The 26,359-nt window shown below is 55.1% G+C and carries 23 protein-coding genes; 16 read left to right on the top strand and 7 right to left on the bottom strand.

The window, feature by feature from the left end; genetic code table 11:
* Positions 1-4: 4 nt before the first annotated feature.
* The 4 genes from pheA to ACUN8H_RS13470 form a co-directional block, all read right to left on the bottom strand.
* A complete protein-coding gene (gene pheA, locus ACUN8H_RS13485) occupies positions 5-1,096 on the bottom strand; it encodes a prephenate dehydratase (RefSeq protein ID WP_445532588.1) in 1,092 nt (363 codons plus the stop codon).
* Between the two features lie 4 nt (positions 1,097-1,100).
* Entirely contained in the window at positions 1,101-2,204 is a 1,104-nt protein-coding gene (gene serC / locus ACUN8H_RS13480; RefSeq protein WP_445532587.1) for a 3-phosphoserine/phosphohydroxythreonine transaminase, read from the bottom strand.
* Positions 2,188-4,914 (bottom strand): DNA gyrase subunit A, encoded by a 2,727-nt coding sequence (gene gyrA, locus ACUN8H_RS13475; RefSeq protein ID WP_445532586.1) that lies wholly within the window; start codon positions 4,912-4,914, stop codon positions 2,188-2,190. Before gyrA ends, serC begins: the two co-directional genes overlap by 17 nt.
* Before the next feature lie 153 nt (positions 4,915-5,067).
* Positions 5,068-5,502 (bottom strand): acyl-CoA thioesterase, encoded by a 435-nt coding sequence (locus ACUN8H_RS13470; RefSeq protein ID WP_445532585.1) that lies wholly within the window; start codon positions 5,500-5,502, stop codon positions 5,068-5,070.
* Positions 5,503-5,680: 178 nt separating this feature from the next.
* Between ACUN8H_RS13470 and ACUN8H_RS13465 the strand changes: the two genes are divergently transcribed.
* From ACUN8H_RS13465 to nth, 12 genes are all read left to right on the top strand, one after another.
* Positions 5,681-6,610: a recombination-associated protein RdgC gene (locus ACUN8H_RS13465; protein ID WP_445532584.1), complete on the top strand. Its 930-nt coding sequence runs from the start codon at positions 5,681-5,683 to the stop codon at positions 6,608-6,610.
* 81 nt (positions 6,611-6,691) lie between these two features.
* Entirely contained in the window at positions 6,692-7,873 is a 1,182-nt protein-coding gene (locus tag ACUN8H_RS13460; protein ID WP_445532583.1) for a 1-acyl-sn-glycerol-3-phosphate acyltransferase, read from the top strand.
* Positions 7,874-8,039: 166 nt separating this feature from the next.
* A complete protein-coding gene (locus ACUN8H_RS13455) occupies positions 8,040-8,321 on the top strand; it encodes a hypothetical protein (protein ID WP_445532582.1) in 282 nt (93 codons plus the stop codon).
* Between the two features lie 106 nt (positions 8,322-8,427).
* Positions 8,428-10,464 (top strand): methionine--tRNA ligase, encoded by a 2,037-nt coding sequence (metG, locus tag ACUN8H_RS13450; protein ID WP_445532581.1) that lies wholly within the window; start codon positions 8,428-8,430, stop codon positions 10,462-10,464.
* Between the two features lie 103 nt (positions 10,465-10,567).
* Positions 10,568-12,166 (top strand): sensor domain-containing diguanylate cyclase, encoded by a 1,599-nt coding sequence (locus tag ACUN8H_RS13445; protein WP_445532580.1) that lies wholly within the window; start codon positions 10,568-10,570, stop codon positions 12,164-12,166.
* Entirely contained in the window at positions 12,163-12,744 is a 582-nt protein-coding gene (gene rsxA, locus ACUN8H_RS13440) for an electron transport complex subunit RsxA (protein WP_445532579.1), read from the top strand. The genes ACUN8H_RS13445 and rsxA overlap by 4 nt, the downstream gene beginning before the upstream one ends.
* A 12-nt stretch (positions 12,745-12,756) precedes the next feature.
* On the top strand, positions 12,757-13,368 hold the full coding sequence (rsxB, locus tag ACUN8H_RS13435; RefSeq protein ID WP_445532578.1) for an electron transport complex subunit RsxB: 612 nt from the start codon (positions 12,757-12,759) through the stop codon (positions 13,366-13,368).
* On the top strand, positions 13,352-15,010 hold the full coding sequence (gene rsxC / locus ACUN8H_RS13430) for an electron transport complex subunit RsxC (RefSeq protein ID WP_445532577.1): 1,659 nt from the start codon (positions 13,352-13,354) through the stop codon (positions 15,008-15,010). The genes rsxB and rsxC overlap by 17 nt, the downstream gene beginning before the upstream one ends.
* Positions 15,007-16,053, top strand: coding sequence for an RnfABCDGE type electron transport complex subunit D (locus tag ACUN8H_RS13425; RefSeq protein ID WP_445532576.1), 1,047 nt, complete (start codon positions 15,007-15,009; stop codon positions 16,051-16,053). The genes rsxC and ACUN8H_RS13425 overlap by 4 nt, the downstream gene beginning before the upstream one ends.
* Positions 16,050-16,685: an electron transport complex subunit RsxG gene (rsxG, locus tag ACUN8H_RS13420; protein ID WP_445532575.1), complete on the top strand. Its 636-nt coding sequence runs from the start codon at positions 16,050-16,052 to the stop codon at positions 16,683-16,685. Before ACUN8H_RS13425 ends, rsxG begins: the two co-directional genes overlap by 4 nt.
* Positions 16,686-16,711: 26 nt before the next feature.
* Positions 16,712-17,413, top strand: a complete 702-nt coding sequence (locus tag ACUN8H_RS13415; protein WP_445532626.1) for an electron transport complex subunit E — start codon at positions 16,712-16,714, stop codon at positions 17,411-17,413.
* Between the two features lie 25 nt (positions 17,414-17,438).
* Positions 17,439-18,077 (top strand): endonuclease III, encoded by a 639-nt coding sequence (nth, locus tag ACUN8H_RS13410; RefSeq protein ID WP_445532574.1) that lies wholly within the window; start codon positions 17,439-17,441, stop codon positions 18,075-18,077.
* Between the two features lie 26 nt (positions 18,078-18,103).
* Here the strand turns inward: nth and ACUN8H_RS13405 are convergent, their stop codons facing one another.
* Positions 18,104-19,171, bottom strand: a complete 1,068-nt coding sequence (locus ACUN8H_RS13405) for a tRNA-queuosine alpha-mannosyltransferase domain-containing protein (RefSeq protein ID WP_445532573.1) — start codon at positions 19,169-19,171, stop codon at positions 18,104-18,106.
* Between the two features lie 194 nt (positions 19,172-19,365).
* Between ACUN8H_RS13405 and ACUN8H_RS13400 the strand changes: the two genes are divergently transcribed.
* From ACUN8H_RS13400 to ACUN8H_RS13385, 4 genes are read left to right on the top strand one after another with little or no spacing between them, the layout of a single operon-like run.
* Positions 19,366-19,740: a response regulator transcription factor gene (locus ACUN8H_RS13400; protein ID WP_445532572.1), complete on the top strand. Its 375-nt coding sequence runs from the start codon at positions 19,366-19,368 to the stop codon at positions 19,738-19,740.
* Positions 19,737-21,800: an exonuclease domain-containing protein gene (locus ACUN8H_RS13395; RefSeq protein WP_445532571.1), complete on the top strand. Its 2,064-nt coding sequence runs from the start codon at positions 19,737-19,739 to the stop codon at positions 21,798-21,800. Before ACUN8H_RS13400 ends, ACUN8H_RS13395 begins: the two co-directional genes overlap by 4 nt.
* Positions 21,797-22,006: a hypothetical protein gene (locus ACUN8H_RS13390; protein WP_445532570.1), complete on the top strand. Its 210-nt coding sequence runs from the start codon at positions 21,797-21,799 to the stop codon at positions 22,004-22,006. Before ACUN8H_RS13395 ends, ACUN8H_RS13390 begins: the two co-directional genes overlap by 4 nt.
* A gap of 2 nt (positions 22,007-22,008) precedes the next feature.
* Positions 22,009-24,768, top strand: a complete 2,760-nt coding sequence (locus ACUN8H_RS13385) for an ATP-binding protein (RefSeq protein WP_445532569.1) — start codon at positions 22,009-22,011, stop codon at positions 24,766-24,768.
* 31 nt (positions 24,769-24,799) lie between these two features.
* Here the strand turns inward: ACUN8H_RS13385 and ACUN8H_RS13380 are convergent, their stop codons facing one another.
* Together ACUN8H_RS13380 and ACUN8H_RS13375 are read right to left on the bottom strand one after the other, a co-directional pair.
* The gene (locus ACUN8H_RS13380; protein WP_445532568.1) at positions 24,800-25,933 is read right to left on the bottom strand and encodes a DUF294 nucleotidyltransferase-like domain-containing protein; all 1,134 of its coding nucleotides are present in this window, start codon (positions 25,931-25,933) and stop codon (positions 24,800-24,802) included.
* Between the two features lie 33 nt (positions 25,934-25,966).
* A complete protein-coding gene (locus ACUN8H_RS13375; RefSeq protein WP_445532567.1) occupies positions 25,967-26,299 on the bottom strand; it encodes an HlyU family transcriptional regulator in 333 nt (110 codons plus the stop codon).
* Positions 26,300-26,359: the final 60 nt, after the last annotated feature.

Raw genomic sequence — 26,359 nt, 5'->3', positions numbered from 1 at the left:
ATTGTCACAGCACACCGATGGGATAGGAACCCAATACCCGTAGATCTGCCGCCCGTAGGCGCACTTCTTCCAGCACCGCAGCAACACGGGGTTCATCACGATGGCCTTTGAAATCGATGAAAAAGACGTAGTTCCAAACACCGGTACGCGAAGGACGGGTTTCAAGGCGGGTTAAATCGATCTGGTGTCGATGGAAAGGCTCTAGCAGCGCATGCAGCGTACCCGGCTGGTTACGCATGGCAACCACTATGGAGGTCTTATCTTCCCCCGCCATGGGCACGTCCTGGTTACCAATAATCAAGAACCGCGTGGAGTTATCCGGGCGGTCTTCAATTTTTTCCGCAATGTGCGAAAGGCCATAAAGCTTAGCCGCCATATCGCCTGCGATAGCCGCACTGTGCCACTCGGTTTTTACTAACTTGGCCGCTTCGGCATTGGAGGAAACCGGCACACGCTCCGCATGGGGGTAGTGCGCATCGAGCCATTTACGGCACTGACCGAAGGATTGCGGGTGCGAATAAATACGCGAGACTTTATCGCGGCGGGTCGTTTCACTGACCAGCAGATGATGGTGAATACGCAGCACCACTTCACCGCAAATTTTGATGGAGGAGTCCATGAAAGTGTCAAGGGTGTGATTGACCACCCCTTCGGTGGAATTTTCCACCGGCACCACGCCGTAATGCACGGCGCCCGCTTCAACCTCACGGAACACCTCGTCAATGGCGGCCATGGGCAGGCTCACCGCGCTTTCACCAAAGTGCTTGAGCGCCGCCTGCTGGGTAAAGGTACCTTCAGGACCCAAATAGGCCACTTTAACCGGTTGCTCAAGTGCCAAACACGCCGACATTATTTCACGGAATAACCGCGCCATTTCTTCTGAATCAAGCGGTCCCTTGTTCAACGCCATAATGCGCCGCAATACCTGCGCTTCTCGCTCAGGGCGATAAAACACCGCATCTTTATCTTCGGCCAGTTTAACGTGGGCCACTTGCTGGGCGCAGTTGGCGCGCTCACTGATAAGATTCAGAATATCGCTATCGAGTTGATCGATACGCTGGCGCAGCTCATCCAGATTGATCGACGTGTCGGACATGGTGTTAGCCCCTTGTTTGTTCGAAATCGGCCATAAAAGCTATTAGCGCATCGACGGCAGATTCAGGCACCGCGTTATACAGGCTAGCGCGCATACCGCCCACGCTGCGATGGCCTTTTAAGTTAAGCAGCCCCGCCGCATCGGCCTGCTGTAAAAACGCTTTATCCAGCGCCGAATCAGCTAACACAAAGGGCACATTCATTCGCGAACGGTTGTGCTTGGCAATTGGGTTGCTATAAAACGCACTGCTATCAATCGCCGCGTAAAGCTTATCGGCCTTACGCTGATTCATAGCATCCATCTCAGCAAGCCCGCCGATATCGTTTTTCAGCCACTCGAATACTAAACCGGCCAAATACCAGGCATAGGTGGGCGGCGTATTTACCATCGAACCCGCTTCCGCCAGCATTTTATAATCAAACAACGAAGGGATAGTGGCGCGGGCTTTGCCTACCAGGTCGTCGCGAACAACCACCATTGTTAGGCCCGCAGGGCCAATATTTTTCTGCGCCCCTGCGTAAATCACGCCAAATTCACTGACGTCGATCGGCCCTGAAAGAATATTCGACGACATATCGCACACCAACGGCACATTAGCTCCATCGGTGCGCTGTACGTGAGGTGTATAGTCGAATTCCAAACCACCAATGGTTTCGTTGGAGGTGTAGTGCAAATAGGCAGCATCATCACTGACGTCAATCTCATCCAGTTGAGGCACCATCATATGGCCGTTAGCCTCACTGCTAGCCGCCACATGACAGGCGAACCCAAGCCGTTTGGCCTCGCTAAGCGCTTTTTTGCCCCAGATGCCGGTCTGGATAAAGTTGCCGCTACCACCCTGCCCCAACAGGTTCATGGGCAGCATGGCAAACTGCATGCTGGCACCGCCCTGCAAAAACAGCACTCGATAGTTATCTGGCACGCCTAGCAGATGGCGAAAATCCGATTCAGCACGTTCAGCAATGGCGACAAATTCATCGCTGCGGTGACTCATTTCCATCACAGAAAGGCCACGACCCTGGAAGTCCAGCAATTCTGCCTGGGCGCGTTCAAGCACGGCGACTGGCAGGGCCGCTGGCCCTGCGCAGAAATTATAGTGACGTGTCATCGGACCCTATTTCCTGTGCGTCATCGGATGATTCACTGGGCTGGGTGCCGTCAGGGCTGACTTCCTCAAGAACGCTTATTTCATCGCTCTCTTCCGGCTCATCGACACGTACCGTCTTGACCAGTTTCTCCTCTTTACCAAGACGAATCAGCATTACGCCCTGGGTATTACGCGAGGTAGTTGAGACCTCTTCTACGCGGGTGCGGACGAGCGTGCCACGATCAGTGATCAACATCATTTCATCGCTGTCATAAACCTGCATCGCCGCCACTAGCGAACCATTACGTTCACTGGTTTGCATGGCGATAACACCCTGACCACCCCGGCCACGCAGCGGGAACTCTTCAAGCCGCGTACGTTTGCCATAGCCATTTTCACTGGCGGTCATAATGTAGATTTGACCATCCGCCGACTGTGTCACCGCACTCTCTTGTCCGCCGTCTTGCGATTCACTGTCGGCGTCTGCTTCCGCGTCAATCTGCTGGCTCTTGGGAATGATCAGACTGATAACTTCTGCGTCACCGGCCAAGCGCATACCGCGCACACCGCGGGCAGTACGCCCCATGGCGCGGGCATTACCCTCTTCGAAGCGAATCGCCTTGCCATTGGAAGACAGCAGCATGGCGTGATCATTACCGGTGGTAATGGCAGCGCCAACTAAGCGGTCTCCCTCTTCCAGGTCAATAGCGATAAGACCCACGCTGCGCGGGCGCGAGAACTGTTCAAGGCTCGTCCGTTTGACGGTGCCTTTAGCCGTAGCAAAGAAGATATAGTGCTCGGGATCGTAGTCACGTACCGGCAAGATAGCGTTAACCGCCTCACCCTCTTCCAGCGGCAGCATGTTGACTAGCGGTTTACCCCGCGAACCGCGGCTGGCATTAGGCATTTCGTAGACCTTGAGCCAGTAGACCTTGCCGCGATTAGAGAACAACAGCACGGTATCGTGCGTGGACGCGACCAGTAGGTGCTCAATCACATCTTCGTCTTTCATGGCGGTGGCAGACTTACCACGGCCACCACGGCGCTGAGCCTGATAATCGGATAGCGGCTGGGTTTTGGCATAGCCGGAGCGCGACACGGTAACGACCATGTCCTCTTCGGCGATCAAATCTTCCATCGAGAGATCAAGATGGCTAGCCTGAATCTCAGTGCGGCGATCATCGCCAAACTGATCACGCACCGCGTGGAGTTCTTCGCGAATCACTTCCATCAAGCGGTCGGCGGAGGCCAGAATCTCAGTCAACTCGGCAATTTTCTCGAGAATAGTCAAATATTCATCGAGCAGCTTCTCGGTCTCAAGACCCGTCAAGCGGTGCAGACGCAGCTCAAGAATCGCCTGCGCCTGGGCAGGCGAAAGACGATAAGTAGTAGCGGCGGTGTTTAAACCAAACCCCTCTTCCAGCTCTTCTGGCTTGCAAGAAGTAGCGCCAGCCCGCTCCAACATCGCGGTTACTTGACCGGGCTGCCAGGTTTTATCGAGCAGTTTTTCACGTGCCTCAGCCGCATTGGGCGAGGCTTTGATCAGCTCGATCACTTCATCGATATTAGAGATCGCGACAGCCAGGCCTTCCAACAGATGCCCACGCTCACGGGCCTTTTTCAGCTCGTAGAGCGTACGCCGGGTCACCACTTCGCGACGATGGCGAATAAAAGCTTCCAGCATCTCTTTAAGATTGAGCGTACGCGGCTGGCCATTCTCCAGCGCCACCATGTTAATGCCGAACACGTTCTGCAGCTGTGTTTGAGCAAACAGGTTATTGACCACGACTTCGCCGGACTCACCGCGCTTGATCTCAATCACCACGCGCAGGCCATCTTTGTCAGACTCATCGCGCAATTCGGCGATGCCTTCGATCTTCTTCTCTTTTACCAGCTCGGCGATCTTCTCGATCAACCGTGCCTTGTTCACCTGGTAAGGCAGCTCGGTGATGATGATGTGATCGCGACCGGTTTTGTCGTGATGCTCAATGGTATGACAAGCACGCACATAAATACGCCCACGCCCGGTACGGTACGCCGACAAAATACCCGCACGGCCATTGATGATAGCGCCGGTGGGGAAGTCAGGGCCCGGGATGTACTCCATCAAATCATCCACCGACAGCGTGTAGTCGTCGATCAAAGCCAAACAGCCGTCAATCACTTCACGCATATTATGCGGTGGGATATTGGTCGCCATACCGACCGCGATACCCGACGAGCCGTTGATCAGCAGGTTAGGTACTTTGGTAGGCAATACGGCGGGGATACGCTCGGTACCGTCGTAGTTATCCACCCAATCGACGGTATCTTTTTCCAGGTCAGCGAGCAGTTCGTGGGCAAGGCGCGACATGCGCACCTCGGTATAACGCATGGCGGCTGCGTTATCCCCATCAATAGAACCGAAGTTACCCTGGCCGTCGACCAGGACATGGCGCATCGAAAAGTGCTGCGCCATCCGTACGATAGTATCGTAAACCGCGCTATCGCCGTGCGGATGGTATTTACCGATGACATCGCCGACGACACGCGCCGACTTCTTGTACGGTTTATTCCAATCATTACCCAGTTCATGCATGGCAAACAGCACACGCCGGTGAACCGGTTTAAGGCCATCCCGCACATCTGGAAGCGCGCGACCGATAATGACGCTCATCGCATAGTCGAGATACGACTGTTTAAGCTCGTCTTCAATATTGACGGGCAAGATTTCTCTGGCGATGTCACCCATGAAAGTCAGATCCTTTGCACTGCATTGGCACTGCGAGAGTTGAAAGCGCTAAAAAACACCGCCCTATTAACTACGATAGAACGGCGCGCAAATACTCTGCCATCATACCACCGCAAAAGCAGCAAGGGCAGCCAGGGAGCTCACCAAAGCGTTTTAGAGGGTAAATGCCTCTTTCGGCAAGGTTAACGCCGTTAACGCATCACGGACATCTCCTTCGATGACAGCGGCTTTATTAGCCCGCATATCCAGCAGTACGAAGGTCAAATCCGCCTGGGCGATCACGGTACCGTCTTTACGCACGATACGGTGATGGCAAAGCCCGCTACGCTCACCCACCTCAACAATGCCCGTGACTATTTCAAGATCATCGCCGTGACGGGCCGCCGCCAAATAATCGATATTCAAATTGACGACCACAAATGCCCGCCCAGCTTGGTGGAGCTGCTTGATCATTGCCGGGTGCTGGTCAAAAAAATCCCAACGGCCCTCTTCCATAAACTCCAAGTACCGGGCGTTATTCACGTGCCCGTAGCCATCCAGGTGATAGCCACGTACGCGCAACTGAACCCGCGATAGCGATGCACTCATAAGCGCTCCTCATGTTCCGTTAAAAATGCTGTGAGCTGCCAGCCTGTGTCTGTAGCTAGCAAACTCTTAATCAAACACAAGTTTGAAACACACGCAACAATAGGGATTGGCAGTAGCACGCTGGTAGGAATGCCCCTCTTTCGCCATAATGTGCCACCTTTTAAACAGGATTGGCCTCATGTGGTTTAAGCACCTGCATTTATATCGCCTGCACGACGCGCCCACGTTATCCAGCGATGCGCTCGCTAGCGCCTTACAAGAGCATGCCGCCAAACCACTTGGCAACGCCGATGCACGCCGCCTGGGATGGACCGCTCCCGCAGGTCGCCTGGGTGCAGGGCAGCTCGTTCATGAAATTCAATCACACCGCCTGCTTTCAGCACTGCGCCAAGAACGGCTGCTGCCAGCGTCTGTCGTCAAAGAAGAAGTTGACGAGCTGGTGGCTGATATCGAAGCCAGTGAAAGCCGCAAGGTGACGCGCAAAGAGAAAACCGCGCTCAAAGAGCAGGTCACAGAAGATCTCCTGCCCCGCGCCTTTGTTCGCAGCCAGAAAGTGGATCTCTGGTGGGACGTGAATGGCCAGATGATCGCCATCAATGCCAGCTCGCGCACCCGCGCCGAAGACATTCTTGACCTACTTCGCGAGACGCTAGGCAGCTTGAAAGTTACCCCGCTGAGTTCACAAACACTGCCCATTCGCGCCATGACCACTTGGCTGGGTGACGCAGCGAGCCGTCCTGCCGACCTGCAGCTTGGTGACCAAGTTGAGCTAAAAGCCAAAGGCGATGACGGTGTGCTCCGCGCGCGCCAAGTCGACCTGGATAGCGATGAGATCCAACAGCTATTAGAAAGCGGTCGACAGGCCAGCAAGCTCGCGGTGAGCCTGGAAGGACGCTTGAGCTTTGTGCTTCACGATGATTTGGCACTGAAATCATTGCGCTTTGGCGATGCGCTTATCGAAGAAGCCGACCACGCAGACGATGGCGATGACGCACTTGCTCGCCTGGAGACCGACTTTATTTTAATGGCACAAGCCTTATCTACTGACATTCCACGTTTGATAGAGTGGCTCGGTGGCGAGACACAGCGGGAACCCGCTGCGCAATAAAGGGTTCTATAGCTTTGCGCCTCGGTGCTAATGATTCACACCTATTCCTAATCACCAACGGTTTTTCATCCAACGGTTCGCATGACTCATCACAATAACGCTACCAACGCCGCAAACGAAACAGACTCATGGGCCGATATTCGTCCCTTTATGGACCATGAAGTGGCCGCTGTTCTCGCTAGGCTCTCTCGCGATAACGAGCTGCTCGATGCGCTTACCCGCTTTCGGCTCCCGCGCCTGGCACGCTGGGCGCCCTCGCTGGCACGTGGCTTTGCCAGCCGCGCCGTGCGCCGTGAAGTCAAAGATGTTTCATCGGTTTACGAATTTCAAATGCGTATTGCGCACTATATGGAGCGCATGATTCGTACCACTACCGATGCCTTTGAAGTGACTGGCCTCGATAAGCTCGACCCCAACAGTGCTTACCTGTTTATCGGTAACCACCGGGATATCTCGCTGGACCCAGCTTTCGTCAACTATGCGCTGTACCAAGCAAATCGAGACACCGTGCGTATCGCCATCGGTGACAACCTGCTTAAAAAGCCCTACGTCACCGACCTGATGCGGCTCAACAAAAGCTTTATCGTACCGCGCAGCGCCCGGGGCAAGCGCGCCATGCTGGCCGCATATCAGCAACTTTCCGCCTATATTCGCCATACGATTACTGAAGACCAGCACTCGATTTGGATGGCGCAGCGCGAAGGCCGAGCCAAGAATGGCATCGACCACACCGAGCCCGCCATTATCAAAATGCTGATTATGGCTAGACGGGCGGCAGAGCGGGATATGGTTTTCGGCGACGCCATTGCTGAACTGAAGCTGGTGCCGGTATCGATTAGCTATGAGTATGATCCCTGCGATGTGCAAAAGGCCCAAGAGCTGCACGATATTGATACCCAGGGCAGCTACGCAAAAGGCGAGTTTGAAGATATTCGCTCCATTGTTGCGGGCATCACTGGCTCGAAAGGACGCGTACGGCTGCACTTCGGCACGCCGGTGGGCGCTGATATGGCTACCCCCGATGAAGTAGCGGCTGAGATCGACCGGCAGGTTATCGGTGGCTATCGCCTGTTTCCGAGTCACTACCTGGCCCTTGAGGCATTGGGTGAAGCGCCTGAATTGGTGGCCCGCAAAGCCATTACACGCCAAGACAGAGAGCGCTTTAATGCGCGGCTTGCCGAGGTACCAGAGGCATTACGCCCCTACTGGCTTGCCCAGTACGCCAACCCTGTCAAGCATAAGGCGGGTCGTCTAACGCTCTAATTCGGCGCGATAAATCAGCGCACGGAATCAGCGCTTTAATCTGCCGTTGTTGGTGGTCATTTTTCTACCAGGCAACTCATGCCCGTTGGCCGAAAAAATGCTATGGTCAACGCATTGATTGGTTCCGCTTGGCGCTGCCGTCGACCGTGATCCCTAGGAGACTCCCATGTCCGGTTCAGAAATTCAGAAAACACGTGTCATCAACGAGCTACGTGGCTTTATTCGCAAGCTGCTACAAGACCCCAAAATCCTCGAGCAATCCTTAACGATTGCTCGCCAGCAGCTGACAGATGGTAATAGCCCCGCGGCGATGGCGCGCATTGCTAACGAAATTTCCGACACCACCAGCGTGCATATCCCGGAAGACCCAACTGAGCACTCTGAGGCTGATAAACTCTTTTTAGAACTGCTACGCGAAGTGGTTCAAGAAGAGCAAGCACTCTATTAAGCGTTGTTAAGCGCCCTGTTATCGGCGAAGCGCTTTCAGCGACTTCGCCGTCTTTATTTGTTAACGCTCGAACGATCCTTATATTCACTTGGAATAAACCTTCACCATGTCTACTACCGCCACGCGCAACATTTTGGTGACTAGCGCGCTCCCTTACGCCAACGGAGCCATTCACCTCGGTCATCTTCTTGAATATATTCAGACGGACATCTGGGTTCGTTTCCAGAAAAGCCGTGGCCAACAGTGCTACTACGTATGTGCTGATGACGCGCATGGCACCGCCATCATGCTGCGCGCCGAGCAGGAAGGTATTACGCCAGAAGCACTGATTGAACGAGTGGCCGAAGATCACCAAACCGATTTTGCCCGTTTTGGCGTTGGGTTCGATAATTACCACTCGACCCATTCCGTTGAAAATCGCCACTTCAGCGAAATGATTTATAAGCGTCTTCGCGACAAAGGCCATATTGCCACGCGTGATATCGAGCAGATGTATGACCCGCAGAAAGGCTTGTTTTTAGCCGATCGCTTTATCAAAGGCACCTGCCCCAAATGCGGTTCTGATGATCAGTACGGCGATAACTGCGAGAAGTGTGGCGCCACTTACACGCCCGCTGACTTGATCAATCCTGTCTCGGCGATATCGGGTGCCACACCTGAAGTACGTACATCCACTCACTACTTCTTTAAACTGCCCGACTTTGCCGGCTTTTTACAGCGCTGGATCGATGACGGCCATGTGCAACCGCAAATCCGCAACAAGCTAATGGAGTGGTTCGAATCGGGCTTTAATGAGTGGGATATTTCCCGCGACGCACCCTACTTTGGCTTTGAAATCCCGGATGCGCCCGGCAAATACTTCTACGTATGGCTGGATGCGCCGATTGGCTATCTGGCTAGCTTCAAGAATTTGTGCGACCGTGAAGGGATTGATTTCGACAGCTATTGGAACAAGAGTTCTGATGCTGAGGTATACCACTTCATCGGCAAAGATATCGTCTACTTCCACGCGCTGTTCTGGCCCGCCATGCTGCACGGCGCTGACTTACGCACGCCCACCGCGGTTAACTGCCATGGCTTTTTGACTGTGGACGGCGCCAAGATGTCGAAATCCCGCGGCACGTTCATTAAAGCAGCGACCTACGCCGATTACCTCAATCCGGAATACTTGCGCTACTACTTTGCGGCCAAGCTCACCTCCAAAGTCGATGACCTGGATTTGAATTTGGATGATTTTGCCGCCCGGGTAAATTCAGATTTGGTCGGCAAAGTCGTCAACATTGCCAGTCGCTGTGCTGGCTTTGTTAAGAAAATCGGCGGCGGAACGCTCTCTAACCACTGCGCAGAACCACAAATGGTCGCTCGCTTTATTGCCGCCGGGGACGATATTGCCGAAGACTTTGAAGCCCGTGAATTTAGCCGGGCAATGCGCAAAATTATGGAACTGGCTGACGAAGCCAACACTTATATTGCGGAGAAAGAGCCCTGGGCACTGGCTAAACAGGAAGGCCGCGATGCAGAAGTCCATGAAATATGCTCGGTAGGCATTAACCTGTTCCGCCAGCTGATGGTGTATCTAGCCCCAGTGGTACCCGCCATGGCTGAAGAGGCGCGTGCGTTCCTTAATGTTGAGTCCTTGGACTGGCACACTCGTCAAAGCGTACTTACCGATCATTCGATCAATAAATTCAAACCGCTCATGACCCGTGTTGAGCGCGATAAAATCGACGCTATGATTGAAGCGTCGAAGGAAGATTTAGTGGAAGAGCAAAAATTGAAAGAAACGCCTAAAGGCCCGCTGGCGGAGGACCCGATCGCTGCTGAAATCGATTTTGCTGCCTTTGCCAAGGTGGATCTGCGGATTGCCCGCATCATCCAGGCTCAGTACGTGGAAGGGGCGGATAAACTGCTACAATTGACGCTCGACCTGGGCGGCGAAACGCGCAATGTCTTCTCCGGCATTCGTTCCGCTTATGCGCCGGAAGCGCTGGAGGGTCGCTTGACCGTCATGGTTGCCAACCTAGCGCCGCGTAAAATGCGCTTTGGAATGTCTGAAGGGATGGTATTAGCTTCGGCCAACGAAGAAGGCATCTACCTACTGTCGCCGGATACCGGTGCAGCGCCTGGCCAGCGGGTCACCTAAGGCACCCTCAAGCGATAGGGGCATAGGCTAATCGTCTTTGCCCCTTTTTATTTTTGGCACTGTTTTCGTCGCACATCATCACCGCTCTGTTCAGGCATATCTTATGGCCCAACGCTTCTCACGCTCTTTACGCTTTCGCTTTTTAGCAGCCTTAGGGGGAGTATTGCTGGTTGCACTGATTTCCTTAGGTGCATTGAGTCAATGGGTCATATTCCCAGCACTCCACAAGGAAGAGCGTGCCGTGGTATTGCAAGAGCTAGCGCAGATTCAACGTAGCCTCGAGATTAGCAAGCAACAACTGCTGGCCCAGGCACGCGACTGGTCAATATGGGACGACACCTACGCGTTTATACAAGGTAACTACCCCGGCTATTCCGATACCAATTTCAGCCAGCAAATGTTTGAAGAAATGCAATACCAAGCTATGGTCTTTTTTGATGCGCAAGGTGAAGTATACTTTTTCGCAGGAATCGATCCGACTACCGGACGTTACCACACTTGCCAAACGGTAGAGCAGGCGTGCAGTTGGATGGCAGAGCCTGTTCGTCATATGCAGGCATCTATTAATGAAGATCCGCAGCAGGGGAAAAGCAGTCTCTATATAGGCTCCTCACCCATGATGGTCGCCTCCAATCCCATCCTGCGCACCGATGAAAGCGGCCCGCCCCAAGGGTGGCTATTCAAAGTTCGGCTTATGGATGATGCTTGGCTTGATCTCATTGAAGACTACACGGGGTTACCAGCAACACTATCGGTGCTTGATGAACCTATGGATCAGGAATTTGCCGTTACCATCAATGGAAATACCATCCAGGCAAAGCAACAACTCTCTACCTACCCCAACAGTAAACAACTGGCACTGGGTACTCAGCTTGAGCGCACCAGCTATTTAGCAAGCTTAGAAACGTTTCGCTATGTGCTACTTTGGACAGCTTGTTTAATGCTGCTGGTTATCGGCTTGGTTCTACTGCTTTTAGAGCGCATTATTCTAAAGCCATTACGAGCGCTTACCCAGTTTACCCAGCAAGCTAAAAGCGATATTGAAGTATCAAGCAGTTTGGTTAAGCGGAGTGACGAAATCGGCGTTCTAGCACGTGCTTTTCAACGCCAGTTTAAGCACCAACAACAGCTTAATGCCGAACTCACCGAGCTCTCTACCCATGACCCTTTGACCGGCTTGCCTAACCGACGGTTATTCGATAAGCGCTTGCAAGAGGTCGTTAATATTGCCCTAGCAACAGAACAGCCATTGTCGGTCATGATGCTCGATATTGATCATTTCAAATTATTTAATGATTGTTATGGCCACCTCGAAGGCGATATATGTTTGCAGCAAGTAGCGCAGACTATGCATGCCGTTGCGACTGCTCATGGTTTCTTCATCGCACGCACGGGGGGCGAAGAGTTCAGTGCCATGCTGCCAGCTACGACAGCCTCTCAAGCGATGGAAAAAAGCTTAGCGCTAAGTCATGCCATTGACCAATTACAGCATCCTCATTTTATGTCCCCCGTCGCGCCACATGTTACTGTGAGCATAGGTATTAGCCAGTTGGATATAGCAGGCATTAAAACACCGAGCGGATTAATGACCGCCGCTGACCAAGCGCTCTACGCCGCCAAAGCAGCGGGAAGACATTGCGCGAAGGTTTACACCCCTTCGCTAGTCAACGTCTCACTTTCTACGCACAATACGCCACCATGAGCGAGCTATTTATTATTTTGGTCAGCACAGCGCTGGTCAATAACTTCGTATTGGTTCAGTTTCTCGGCCTCTGCCCGTTTATGGGCGTCTCTAATAAACTGGAGTCGGCCATGGGGATGTCACTGGCCACCACGTTTGTATTGACGCTGGCGTCTGCGGCTAGCTTCGTGGTCTATCATGGGCTGCTGGTGCCGATGGAGGTGACTTATCTTCGCACCATCAGCTTTATTGTGGTGATCGCCGCCGTAGTGCAGTTTACCGAAATGATGGTGCGGCAATTGAGCCCGCTGTTGCACCAAGTGTTGGGCATCTTTTTACCTCTGATCACCACTAACTGTGCCGTATTGGGCGTTGCCTTACTGTCGCTGAATCGCGAGCTGAGCTTTTTTCACACCACCTTGTATGGATTAGGCGCAGCGCTAGGTTTTTCGCTTATTTTGGTGCTGTTTGCCGCTATGCGAGAACGCCTGGCCGGGGCAGATATCCCAAAACCGTTTCAAGGTGCGGCGATTGCCATGGTGACCGCTAGCCTTATGTCGCTGGCATTTCTGGGCTTTTCCGGATTAGTACAAGGGTAAAGGCAGCGCTTAATGAGTGATACATTCGATGCTATCAGCATGCTTAGCGCCGTTGCGGTATTGACCGGCTTAGGCCTTGGTTTCGGCGCCCTATTGGGCGTGGTAAGCGAGCGCTTCAAGCGTGAAGATAACCCGCTGGTTGAACAAATTGATGCGCTGCTGCCGCAAACGCAGTGCGGTCAGTGCGGCTACCCAGGATGCCGTCCTTACGCGGAGGCGATTAACCAGGGCGATGCGCTCAATAAATGCCCACCCGGCGGCGAAGCAACGATCCATGCACTTGCCGACCTGCTAGGCCGTGAGCCCGAGCCGCTTGATGGCGAAGCCCAAAGCGAAGCCAAAGTGGCATTTATTCGTGAAGAGGAGTGTATTGGCTGCACTAAGTGCATCCAAGCCTGCCCCGTCGATGCCATTATCGGTGCCGCCAAGCTAATGCACACCGTAATTGAAGACGAGTGCACTGGCTGCGACCTGTGCCTGGAGCCCTGCCCCGTGGATTGTATCGATATGCTGCCGCGCTCTGCACCGCTACACCAGTGGCAACCGGTCACCGCGCACTCAGCGGGTTTAATTGCTAGCGACCGCCAGTCTGTTTTAGGGGGTGCACATGCCGAGCGCCTTTGATTTCCCCGGCGGGATTTATCCCCCTGAACATAAGCAGCGCTCTAACCAGGCAGCGCTGGTGGATGCGCCACTGCCTTTGCGAGTCACCCTTCCGTTGCGACAACACAGCGGCCAGGCAGCCACTCCCTGCGTGGCCAAAGGTGAGCCGGTTCACGTAGGTAGTATCATAGCCAGACGCGAAGGCATGATCTCCAGCAACCTGCACGCCAGCATTAGCGGCGTTGTTGCAGAAGTAAGCGCCTCGCACATCAGCATTGAGGGCGACGGCCAGGATACGTGGCAGCGGCTGCCTAGCCTCGACTGGCAGCATAGCGCTCCTGCCGAGCTACTGGAGCGTGTGAATGAGAGCGGCATTGTCGGCCTGGGTGGCGCCGGTTTCCCTACCTCGGTTAAAGCACGGGTAGTGGAGCAGCATGTCATTCACACCCTGGTCATCAACGCCGCCGAATGTGAGCCTTATATCACCGCTGACGACCTCACTTTGCGCCATTACCCTAATGAGGTACTGGAAGGTGCACAGATACTCGCCAAACTGTGCGGCGCACAGCAGGTCCTTATAGGTATCGAGGATAACAAACCCGAGGCCATTAAGGCGTTGAACAAAGCGCTCCCCAACAGCCAGCCGGTGCCCGTCGCGCTAAAGGTAGTGGCTACACGCTACCCCAGCGGCGGCGAGCGTCAGCTCATTAAACGACTGCTAGACCTTAATGTGCCTAGCGGCGACCTACCCGCTGACGTAGGTGTGCTTTGCCATAATCCCGGTACCTTATTGGCCGTCCTTCAAGCCGTTCGCGACGGGCAGCCACTGGTGTCCAGAGTCGTGACGTTGACCGGTGAAGCGCTTACTCAGCCAGGCAATCGCTGGGTACGACTGGGCACTAGTGTTAAAGAAGTGCTCACCCAGGCAGGCCTCAACCAAACCAGCGTTGCACAAGTGATCCAGGGTGGGCCGATGATGGGCACACCGCTGCTGACGCTCGATACCCCGGTGACCAAACTCACCAACTGTTTAATCGCCGCGACGATTGCCGAGCTTCCTCCCGCCCCTGCGGAATCGCCCTGCATCCGCTGTGGCGAATGCGAAAACGTTTGCCCAGTGGCGCTGTTACCACAGCAGCTACACTGGTACGCGCGCGCCCAAGACGATGCAAAAATGGAGCGGTATCATCTATTCGACTGCATAGAATGCGGTGCGTGTAGCTACGTTTGCCCCAGCCATATTCCGTTGGTTGATGATTACCGCGCAGCTAAGGGCCGCATACGCCTCCAGCGTATCGAATCCGTCAAAGCAGAGCACGCCAGACACCGCTTTGAATTTCGTCAAGCGCGGCTCGCTCGTGAGGAGGCCGAGAAGCAGGCGCGGAGAGAGGCCCGCCAAGCGCAAAATCGACGGCCTAATAGTAATGCGAACAATGCAAACAGTGAAAAGGTAGACCTTCGCGGTTTACGCATCGCCCATGCCGCCGCCAAGGCATCGGTGAAAAAAGCGGAAAAAACCCTCGCACGGGTGGCACAGGAAGATCCTAAGCAGCCGTTAGACGATCTGGAAATGCAGCTTGCAACTGCCCAGGAAAATTTACGTGCCGCCGAGTTACAGCTTGCCCAAGCGCGTGAGCAGCAGCCCAGCAAGGAATCCTCATGAGCCGTATGCACGCATCACAGGTGAATAGCCGCAACGCTGCTAGCGTGCCGTCCACCGCACATTTAATGCGTTGGGTGATCATGGCTACGCTGCCGGGTATCGCCACGATGAGCTATTTCTTTGGCCTGGGCGTAGTGAGCAATGTCGTGCTGGCGGGCATCTTTGGCCTTGGACTTGAAGCCGCCGTGCTGCGGCTTCGCAAACGGCCCATACGGGTAACGTTAAACGACTCAAGTGCCCTGCTCACTGGCGTTTTACTCGGCTGCTCACTGCCACCCGCAAGCCCCTGGTGGCTAATTGGCGTCGGCATGATTGCGGCGATCACTGTCGCGAAACAGCTTTATGGTGGCTTGGGGCATAATCCCTTCAATCCTGCCATGGTAGGCTATGCGCTGCTTTTAGTGTCTTTCCCTACCTATATGACGCTTTGGGCGCCTCCCCAGGAATTCATCCCAAGTCATCTATGGGCACAAATCGCGGGAACACTGCCGACAGCCCAGTTAGATGGACTCAGTGGCGCGACGCCGCTCGATGCGTTCAAACACAAAGGCGAGGCCGTGCTGGCCAGCGAATTTTGGGCCACTGACCCACTGCCCAATGACACCCTGAGGGCCTGGCGCTGGGTAGCGCTCGCCTGGTTAGCGGGCGGTGTATTGCTGCTGGTAAAACGCATTATCAGCTGGCACATCCCAGCCGCCCTGCTAGGCAGCCTAGTCGTACTGGCCACCCTGTTTTATCTCAGCGACCCCAGCCACTACGCGTCACCGCTGTTTCATCTGTTGACCGGAGCAACGCTATTTGGGGCGTTCTTTATCGCCACCGACCCAGTATCTGCAGCCACCAGCCGACGCGGCAAGCTTATCTATGGGGCTGGCATTGGCGCCCTGATCATGATTATTCGCACTGCGGGGGGTTACCCTGACGCGGTGGCGTTTGCGGTCTTGCTGATGAACCTGTGTGTGCCGCTGCTCGATATGTATAGCGTACCGCGCCCCACAGGCCAGCAAAGAACCTCTCCGGGCAAGCCAGGAGAACAGCCATGACGCTGTTCCAGGCTATGCAACGCAGCGCACTCGCATTAGGTACCTTTGCGCTCGTCACGGCGGGCAGTATTGCCCTGACACGCGCCGTCACTGCCGAGCGCATAACGGCACATCAAATGGCTTATCAACACCGCCAATTGCAGCAAGTGCTGCCTGAAGCGCTTGCTTATACGCCCGTTACGCGTGTGCTAGAGAGCACTTTTGCGCTTCCCCACCCAGAAGTGCTGGGGCTCGAAAGCGATAGCCAGGGCTGGTGGGTAAAAGATCAGAACAGCAGTGCGGTCATACTGCCGGTAGTAACAAAGCAAGGCTACAACGGCGAAATCCATTTGCTGGTAGGCATAGACGAGCAGCAACGCATTAGCGGCGTCCGCGTGACCCATCATCAGGAAACACCCGGCCTCGGCGATGACATTGAGCGCCGCCGCAGCGACTGGATCACTCACTTTGATGGGCAAGGGCTAGACAGCCTGCCACCCGACGGTTGGGCAGTCACTAAAGATGGCGGTGCCTTTGACGCCTTTACCGGCGCCACCATTACCCCGCGAGCCGTCGTAAATGCAGTGCATAATGCGTTGCAGTACGCTGCCGAAACGCCGTTACCGATTACCTTTGAGGAGCCAGGCACGTGAAAAACCCAACCACGAGCGAGCGCCCGTTGAGCCATTGGCGCCAGCTAGCCCGCGATGGGCTTTGGTCGAATAATCCTGCGCTGGTGCAACTGTTAGGGCTCTGCCCGCTATTAGCGGTTAGCGGCAGCGTGGTGAACGCGTTAGGCCTAGCCATCGCGACCCTGTTGGTGATGGTAGGGGCCAGCACGGCGATTTCGTTGATTCGTCACCAAGTTCCCAGCGCCGTGCGCCTACCCGCCTTCGTCATGGTCATTGCCGCTTTTGTTACCTGTGCCGAACTACTTATGGCCGCTTATGCCTATCCGCTCTATCAAGTGCTGGGCATTTTTATTCCACTGATTGTCACCAACTGCGCCATCCTCGGCCGTGCGGATGCGTTCGCTTCACGCCAACCCGTAGTGCCTGCAGCCATCGACGGTTTGATGATGGGGCTGGGGTTTGGCGCCGTATTGATACTGCTGGGCGCCCTGCGTGAGTTACTCGGCCAAGGCACCCTGTTTAGCGATATGGCATTGCTGTTTGGGCCACAATCGGCCCATTGGCAGCTCACGATAGCGGATGACTACCAGTTCCTGTTTTTTGTGCTACCCCCAGGCGCTTTCTTTGTCGCTGGCATGCTCATCGCCCTCAAAAATGCTATCGATCAACGCAGGGCCAGCCGCACTCACCCGGCGGCCATCGAAACCCGTGTGGATCGCCGCGTGCGGGTCACCGGCACGATTAAATAATTGCTTTTACATAAAGAGACTCGCCATGAATGCCCAAAAGCGTCATGAGATTTTTGCTCGTCTTCAGGCAGAAAACCCCCACCCCACGACAGAACTTAACTGGCACACCCCTTTTGAACTGCTTGCCGCGGTACTGCTTTCTGCCCAGGCCACCGACGTAGGCGTTAACAAGGCAACCGCACGTCTCTACCCTGTCGCCAATACGCCCCAAGCCATCATTGACATAGGCATCGACGAACTTAAAGCGCATATCAAAACCATCGGCCTTTACAACACCAAAGCCGAAAATCTCATGAAAACCTGCCATATACTGGTTAACCAGCACGCTGGCGAAGTGCCTCAAACCCGGCAAGCCCTAGAAGCTTTGCCAGGGGTCGGTCGAAAAACGGCCAACGTGATCCTCAACACAGCGTTTGGGCAACCCACCATGGCCGTGGACACCCACATCTTTCGCGTCTCGAACCGAACCGGTATTGCCAAAGGGAAAGATGTTATTGAGGTGGAGCAGAAACTGCTTCGCCATGTGCCTAAACCATTTCTTCAGGATGCTCACCACTGGCTGATTCTGCATGGCCGTTACACCTGCATTGCGCGCAAACCCCGCTGTGGTAGCTGTATTATTGAAGATCTATGCGATTACAAAGACAAAACCGAACTAACTTAACGGTTAACGAAAGTCCCGCCAACGAGTCAGCACAACAGCCACTGGCGATAAGTCTCACGCCAAGCAGGCCACTCCCAAGCAGTCGTATCAAGGCGCTCTGGCCGAGCTGCGGGATCGGTTAACCACGCCTGCAACCGTGCGTAAAGCCCTTCCCGAGTGCCGTCATAGCGATACTCGGGGGGATAAAGTGCAGGAAAGCAGAGCCTGTCCGGCACAAGAGGCAGCGCCCCCCGCTGAGTCGCCTCCATGATCGCCAAGCCCTGGAACTCATGCCAAGTGGTCGACACCACAATGTCTGCGCTATCCAATACGTCTCGATACGCCTCTTCCGGCTGCGGCCCCCAAGCAACAATATGCGTTGCTAAGCGTTGTTCGGCCTCGGCAAAAATAGCCGGGGCCTGACGAAAGCGTTGGCCAAGCACGGCCAGTTCAAAGGGCACCCCAGCATCGCTTAACGCAAACAGCACGGCAAAAAAGTCGTCGGGGTTTTTGTCATACTCCCAGCGATGATTCCAGACAATGCGCTGCGGCACGGCGGATTTAATACCCTTAGGCTGCGGTGATTCTGATCGGGCCGGAATGGGGACAGGTAACACCTGAGACCGCTCTCGTAACGCTGCCAGTGGCTTTGCCACCGGCAGGTTTTCCGGCATTTTTTTCAGGAAAGCGCGTGCTCCTTCAATAAAAGAGTCGCGATTGTAGGCACTGTTAAACGCAACACAGTCCGCCGCTAACGCCGTGTAGATATTGACCATTTTCGCCTCTACTTGCGGTATCTGGTCGCTAGATTCTGGGTAGGCAAACTGGTTTTCATGAAAGTAGACTAACTTTTTGGCTCGGCCCAGGTGTGGAAACAACCCGATCAGGGTCGCCAAATCGACCATCGAAGTCGCTAACACCACGTCAAACTGCTGGCTTAAGGTATCGTGTTCTTTCAACATCCAACTCAATGGGTTACCACGAATACGCCAGGCAAAGTGACGGGGCGGCAAAGCCAAAAGCGTCCACGACACTTCCTCAAGCTGGGCCATTAAACTTTGTGCCCAGTAGCGATGACTTACCGCTTCATAGGCGGATAACAGTAGTACACGCATTGATAGCCTTAACAAGAAGGTCGGTGGTAAGCCTGGCACTCCAAGCCATGAACATAGGCGAGTAGTGTACCAAAGCAAGCCCGCTTGCTCGCGGCGCTAACGCTGCATTCGGCCAAGGTCGTCTTGGCTGACTGACTTGATCTATCTAGACTGCCCATAGGCACCGTTAAAACAAATAAAAGCAGGAGAGCTTCATGGCCAGAGTGCTTGTCGTCGACGACGAACCCAATATTGTTTTATCGCTTGAGTTTTTGATGGAGCAAGCCGGGTTTGAGGTGGTCACCGCTGAAGATGGTGAACAAGCGCTTGCCCAGGTGACGGATAGCCAACCCGACCTACTGCTACTCGATATTAGCCTGCCAGGGATTAGCGGCTTTGATGTATTAGAACGCCTGCGCAGCGAAGAGGCCACGTCCAAACTAGCGATTATTATGCTCACGGCCCACGGGCGAGACGTCGAGCGTGAAAAAGGCATGGCACTAGGCGCCGACGATTACATTACCAAGCCTTTTTCCACCCAAGCGCTGGTGGAAAAAGTCAAAAAGTTACTCCTGAAGGATCAGCCATGACGCGCAGTGGGCTGCCCAAGCGCCAGCGGCTGATGGGTCTGTGGCTCTTGCTAAGCGGCATCAGTTTACTCGGCGGAGCTATTTTTGCCGCCTGGCTGGATACTCAGCTTGCCCCAAACGGTGCCACGCGAATCGCGCTGTGGCTAGGCAGTTTTTCCGGCGGCGCGACGCTCTTGTTGGTCGGCCTGATGCTGGAGCGCATGCTGTTTATGCCGCTGCGCCATTTGCAGGTGCAGTTGGCGCGCTTGGTCGCCAATCCCGATGCCCGCGACGAATACCCACCCGAGGGTTGGCTTAAAGGGTTAGGGCCCGACTTACGCCGTGTCCGTGAAAGTTGGCGTGAGGATCGCAGCCGTCTCGCTACCGCTCACGCTGACGGCGCCCGCAGCGCAGCACGCATTCGTCAGGAGTTGGAAACACTGCTGCAAGTACTCGAGACACCGCTGCTGCTGTGTGATTATCACCGCCGTGTGATGCTATTTAATCAGGCAGCAGAGGACTTTTTTGCCGGCAATACCGGGCTTGGCCTGGGCAAACGCCTGGAAGCACTGCTCCCGGTTGCCAGCTTGCAACAAGCGCTCAGCCAGTTACCCAACGATGGCTCTCCAAGAGAACTACTCGCACCTTGCGACAACCGATGGCTAAAGGTGATGTTGCGCCGCGTGCCAGGCAGCGATGGCGAAACCCTGCTGACGTTTAGCGATGCAACGGCATCCTGGTCGAGTGAAATGGGGGTAAGAGCCGAGCTTGCCGAGATGTTGACACCACTTCGTCAACACACGGCCAGTCTTACCAGCGCCGCCGACGCCCTCATCCAATTACGCCATCAAAACGATGCCAGCACGTCATTAATGCGCCAGCGCTTCGAACGGGTTATTCACGAGGAAGGGGTTACACTAGGCGATAACGTGGCGAAAATAGGTCAGCTACTGGATGATATGCAGCACCAGGGCGAACGCTTGACCCCTATGTGGTCAAACGATTTCTGGCAAGCGCTGGATGAGCGACTCGACCCTGCACACCGCTTAATTATTCCGGTCGGTATGCCTGCCTGGTTCAAGGGCGATGCTCCCGCACTCATTGCGCTATTTGATTCGTTAGTGAAACACCTACGTACTCACTTGCCCGACAACGGATTTGAAGGGGAAATTTGCCTGGGCAATAAACGCGTCTACCTCGACCTTATTTGGCGCGGCAAATCGATCCCCGAGCATGAGCTGGCTGCGTGGCGCCAGCAGCCACTTAGCTCGTTGCCCTTGACGCCCAGTGTTGCTGATGTATTGCGCCAGCACGCTAGTGACATTTGGAGCCTTGGCGACGATGACGGCGTGCATGCCCGGCTGCGCCTTCCTCTCCCTGCCGTGGAACGGGTCGGCGCACCGCGCGAACCCGCTCCACCGCGTCCTGAATTTCACGACTTTGGGATTGCCGACCTGCCACCGCCGGATGAAGCTCTCGCCAGTCGCTCCCTGCGCAGTCTCGAGATAGTCGCTTTCGATACCGAAACTACCGGTCTTGAGCTTCGCCGCGGCGATACGGTGATTAGCATGGGAGCCTGCCGGGTGGTCAACGCACGGCTGTTAGCCAGTGAAGCCTTCGATCAAAAAGTCGATCCTAAACGCCCCATTCCCGCGACCAGCACTGCCATTCATGGCCTCACGGATGCGGATGTGATCGGCGCGCCGCCGCTGGATATCGTACTGACTCGCTTTCGTGACTTTGTGGGCGAAGCCGTGCTGCTTGCCCATAATGCCGCTTTCGATCTGCTCGCCATCAGTCATAAAGGCGTCGCTTTTGATATTCCTATCATCGATACCTTGCTAATTTCGCGGGCACTGGATGAAGCCCTAGATGGGCATGACCTGGATAGCCTTGCCCAACGCTACGATCTGGCGTTTCCGCCCGGCACTCGCCACACTGCATTAGGCGATGCTCGCGTGACCGCGGAGCTATGGCTGGCCCTACTGCCACGCTTAGAGGCCCGCGGCGTCGACACCCTCGAACAGTTGCTTACGTTGCAAGCCAATGCCTTCGACCGCCAGGATGCCAGCGCCTTATGAAAAAGACAGGCATTAAATCGCGACAAACCGAACGCTTATTGGCGTTGGTAGCCGTTGCCCTGCTGCTGTTCTGCCCGCCCCTGATTATCGTGGTCGATCGACTCCCTGCCTTTAACGTTGGCTGGCTACCGCTTTATCTATTTTGTGCGTGGGCAGCTGTGATCGCGTTAACCGCCTGGTTAATGGAACACCGTGCGGGACCTTAACCATGCGCACTGAAGCGGTGATTCTGGGCACTGCCTTTGGTTATTTAGCGCTGCTGTTTGTGGTCGCCGCCTGGGGTGATCGACGCGCCGAACAAGGCCGATCATTGATTGGTTCGCCCACGGTTTATGCTCTTTCCATTGCCGTTTACTGCACCGCCTGGACCTTTTACGGCAGCGTGGGGCGTGCCGCCGAGTATGGGCCAAGCTTTTTACTTATTTACCTGGGCCCCACCCTGGCGATGCTGCTAGCGCCGTTTGTGGTGCGCAAGATGGTACGCATCGCCGCCCGCCAGCGAATCACCTCGATTGCCGACTTTATCAGTGCCCGCTACGGTAAAAGCACCGGCTTAGGCGCCCTGGTGGCCTTAATGGCGCTGATCAGCATTACCCCTTACATTGCGCTGCAGCTAAAGGCCATTACCGTGAGCCACGCGGTACTCATCAACTACCCCAACGCGGCCGACACTACGCTAGTGGATGAGCATTTTTGGATGGATAAGTCGCTCTGGGTCGCTATGGTGCTGGCGGTGTTTATCATTCTCTTTGGTACGCGCCATTTAGATGCTAGTGAACGCCACGAAGGCATGGTGGCTGCCATTGCCTTGGAGTCCCTGGTCAAGCTGGTTGCTTTCATGGCCGTCGGCCTGTTTGTGGTGTTCGTCATGTTTGAGGGGCCGGGGGCGCTGTTTGCCCAAGTCGCCGCAACGCCAGCACTAGCAGATAGCATGCGACTCGATAGCGTTCCGGGTGGAGTGACCGGCTGGGTCGGCATGCTGCTTCTCGCCTTCCTGGCCTTTCTAACGCTGCCCCGGCAATTCCAGGTATTGGTGGTGGAAAACGTCGATGAGCAGCACCTAGCCAGAGCCAGTTGGCTGTTCCCTCTCTATATGCTGCTGATCAACTTGTTCGTTATACCTATAGCGCTGGCCGGACTGTTGCTTGGGGCAAGCGCAGGCGACCCCGACAGCTTCGTGCTAACGCTGCCTCTGTCGGCTGGGCTTGAAGGGCTGCCGCTGCTGGTTTTTATTGGCGGACTATCGGCAGCAACGGGAATGGTGATCGTCGAGACAATCGCGCTCTCCACCATGGTGAGTAACCAACTGGTGATGCCACTATTGCTGCGCTCTCGGCGGCTGCACCTGAGTACCAAAGGCGAGCTTGCCGGGTGGCTGCTGGGGATCCGTCGCGTCGCTATCTTGCTTATCCTGCTGCTCGGTTACCTCTACCATGCGCTGATTGGCGACTCTTATAGCCTGGTCACTATTGGGCTGGTCTCTTTCGCCGGGGCGGCGCAGTTCGCTCCCGCCTTGTTAATTGGTCTTTACTGGCGTGGCGCCACTCGCCAGGGCGCTACTACCGGCTTAATCGCGGGCTTTTTGGTGTGGTGTTATACGCTACTGCTACCCGGTTTTGCCCAGTCCGGCTGGTTAGACGCCTCGCTACTGACGCAAGGTCCGCTGGGCATTGGCTGGCTGAAGCCCTATGCGCTATTTGGTCTCGAAGAGTGGGATATCTATACCCATTCGCTGCTGTGGAGCATGCTAGCTAACGTCGGCCTCTTGGTAGGCGTTTCACTTTTCACCCGCCCAACGCCCCTTGAGCAGACCCAAGCGGCGCTGTTTACCGAAGCGCTGCACCCCAATCTACAAACCACCTCACTCTCAACGTCACTTTGGCGTGGGCAAACCACCCAGGGGGCACTCAGGGAGCTGTTGGTTCGCTACCTGGGCGCGCAAACCACCCGCCGCGTGTTTAGCCATAGTAACGCTAAAAGCACGTTTGCGGCCGACGAACCCGCTCCCGCCGAGCTGATTACGCGTGCCGAGCAGGCATTGGCTGGCGCGCTGGGCAGCTCTTCAGCGCGGGTATTGATCAACTCGGTGGTACGCGGCGAAGCGCTCGATATCGAGTCGATTCTCAGCATTCTTGATACCACCTCTCAAACCCTTGAGTACAACCGTCGTTTAGAGCAGAAATCTCAGCAGTTGGTACAAATCGGCGAAGAGTTACGCAGTGCCAATGAGCGGTTGCGCGAGCTGGACCGCCTCAAGGACGAGTTTGTCGCGATGGTTAGCCACGAACTGCGAACGCCGCTCACTTCTATTCGTGCCTTTGCTGAAATTTTACGCGATAGCGGTCAATTGCCAGACGAGAAGCGCCAGCATTTTCTAGGTGTCATTGTCCACGAAAGCCAGCGGCTCTCACGCCTAATCGAAGAGATTTTAGACTTGGCGCGGCTTGAAAGCGGACGTTTAACGCTTAACCCAGTACCGCTCGATTTGGCCGCGCTCACCCGCCACAGCATCGATGCCATTGCGCATTTGCATCAAGAGCGCGGTATTGCGCTTGAGGTAGATTTAGCCGCTGACCCCGCGATGGTGGTGGGCGACCATGACCGTTTAGAGCAGGTAGTGATCAACCTGCTTGATAACGCGAGTAAGTTTGCCGATCGTGAACAGCCCAAAGTACGGCTTTCTCTGTATCGCCACCGTCACCATTTTCGTTTAAGCGTGGAAGATAACGGGGCAGGCATTAGTACAGAAGAGCGAGAGCGAGTGTTTGAGAAATTTCACCAAATCCAGCAGGAGGACGATATCCCCCGCGGTCGACCAAGAGGCAGTGGCTTAGGATTACCGATTAGCAGGGGAATTATCGCGCATCTGGGAGGACGGCTCTGGGTGGAAGATGCCAGCACGTTAGGCGGTGCCTGCCTCACACTGGAGTTACCCGCCGCGCCAACGCCCGCCACGCCTCCGCTTTGAAAGCGAATAGATTGCCCAGCCCGCAAGGCAATCAGCGTGATGCGCTTTTGGTACGCTGAACGAACGCCCTGATCTGCTGAAGATCAAATTTTAACAGCAGGCGCTGATCTTCACGTAGACGACGTAGATCAATCCACCCATCGGCAACCTGACCACGGCCTTTGTTATAGCGCTGTTGATCCAATAGGCGCTGCTGAAGGCGTTCGAAAGCGGCGATAAGCAGTGCCGACTCAGCCGGCGTTAGCGCATCTTTGCAATGGCTTAGCGCCATCAATCGCTCCCGTGTCGCTATATCGCCCAGTCCATGCTGTAGGCATTGTAAACGTGCAGCACTGATCAACGGCAGCAAGCCCTGACGCTTTAGGTTAATGGCATGCTCATGCGGCGCATCCAGGTGTGGGCTGGAGGCGAGCTGCCCCAAGCGATTAAGCGCTACCGGCAATTCATCCAGTAGTGCCACCATTTCGTTCATAAAAAGCGGTGCATTGGGGAGTATCGAAGCAATGCTCTCGCCTAGCCGCATCGCAAGCGATGAGCTACCGGCCACCGGATAGAAATCAAGCAGGATATTGGTCTGCTGAACGCGTTTTACTCGGCGGTCTGCGCTCCAAATTTCGAGCTGCGCGCACCACTCGCTTATCCGTTTGCGCCACATTGGCCAGCGCGCCATCACATGGCCACGGCATAGCAGCATGCCGGCCTCATCCAACCGATGGGTAAATCGCTCGCCTAACGCCTGGAAGTAGCCGTCTATCTCCACATGGCGATGGTCAGGGTAGTCATCGATAATGAGCGCATTATCTTGATCAGGGCCCAGCAGGCTTTCAAAACGGGCCGCCGAACCCAATAGCAACACGCAGTAATCGACGGGAGGTGTCCCCCACCCCTGTGCCTGCATCTCTTCAAGCGATTGGGCAATAGCGCACCGGTACAACCATGCATTATGATCACTGATCACTTGGCTAATGCGCCAAGCGGGCAGATCGTAATGCGCCAAGGTTTCAACGAGGGAGAGTTGCCATGCATTGGCGTCGGAGAGGGAAGCCGATGGTGAAGGGCGTTGCTCAAAAAGCGGCTGAAGCGGCGCATCAAGCGCCAAGGTCGTTAGCTGGCCTTGCTGATCAAATAGAGCGCGCCAGGGTGAGGCTTGGTGCATAACACGCATACACCTCTCCTTCGCTAAAGATGAGCATGAACCTTACTCGGCATGATCGCCAGCGCGACGAGGATCGGGGGCAAACATGCCCTCACCCACTTCATCGATATAGCGCTGTGCTTTGGTCACCATCATGGTATCGCAAGCTTCACGGGCGGGCAGCATGTCGGATCGCTCAAAGCGGTGTTCAAGGATTTCACCGGCGTCATCCTGCTTGCGAATCCAGCCGCTGACACGGTATTGGCCGCTTTGATCATCTGGCTGAGACACAATCTCATAGCCTTTGTACTCAACCGCATCAGCTGCTTTGGTGGTAGCGCCTGCAGCGGCTTGGCGATCACCACCAAAGAGTCCGGATAATAATTTTTTTAGCATAGTGGCTCCTTAACATGCCGGGCGGCAGCTGTACGCTGCCGCCCTAGCAAGGTTGCGCTT

It is taken from the genome of Vreelandella sp. V005, assembly GCF_052645115.1.
The sequence above is the reverse complement of the archived record's forward strand: the minus strand, read 5'-3'. Positions and strand labels throughout refer to the sequence as shown.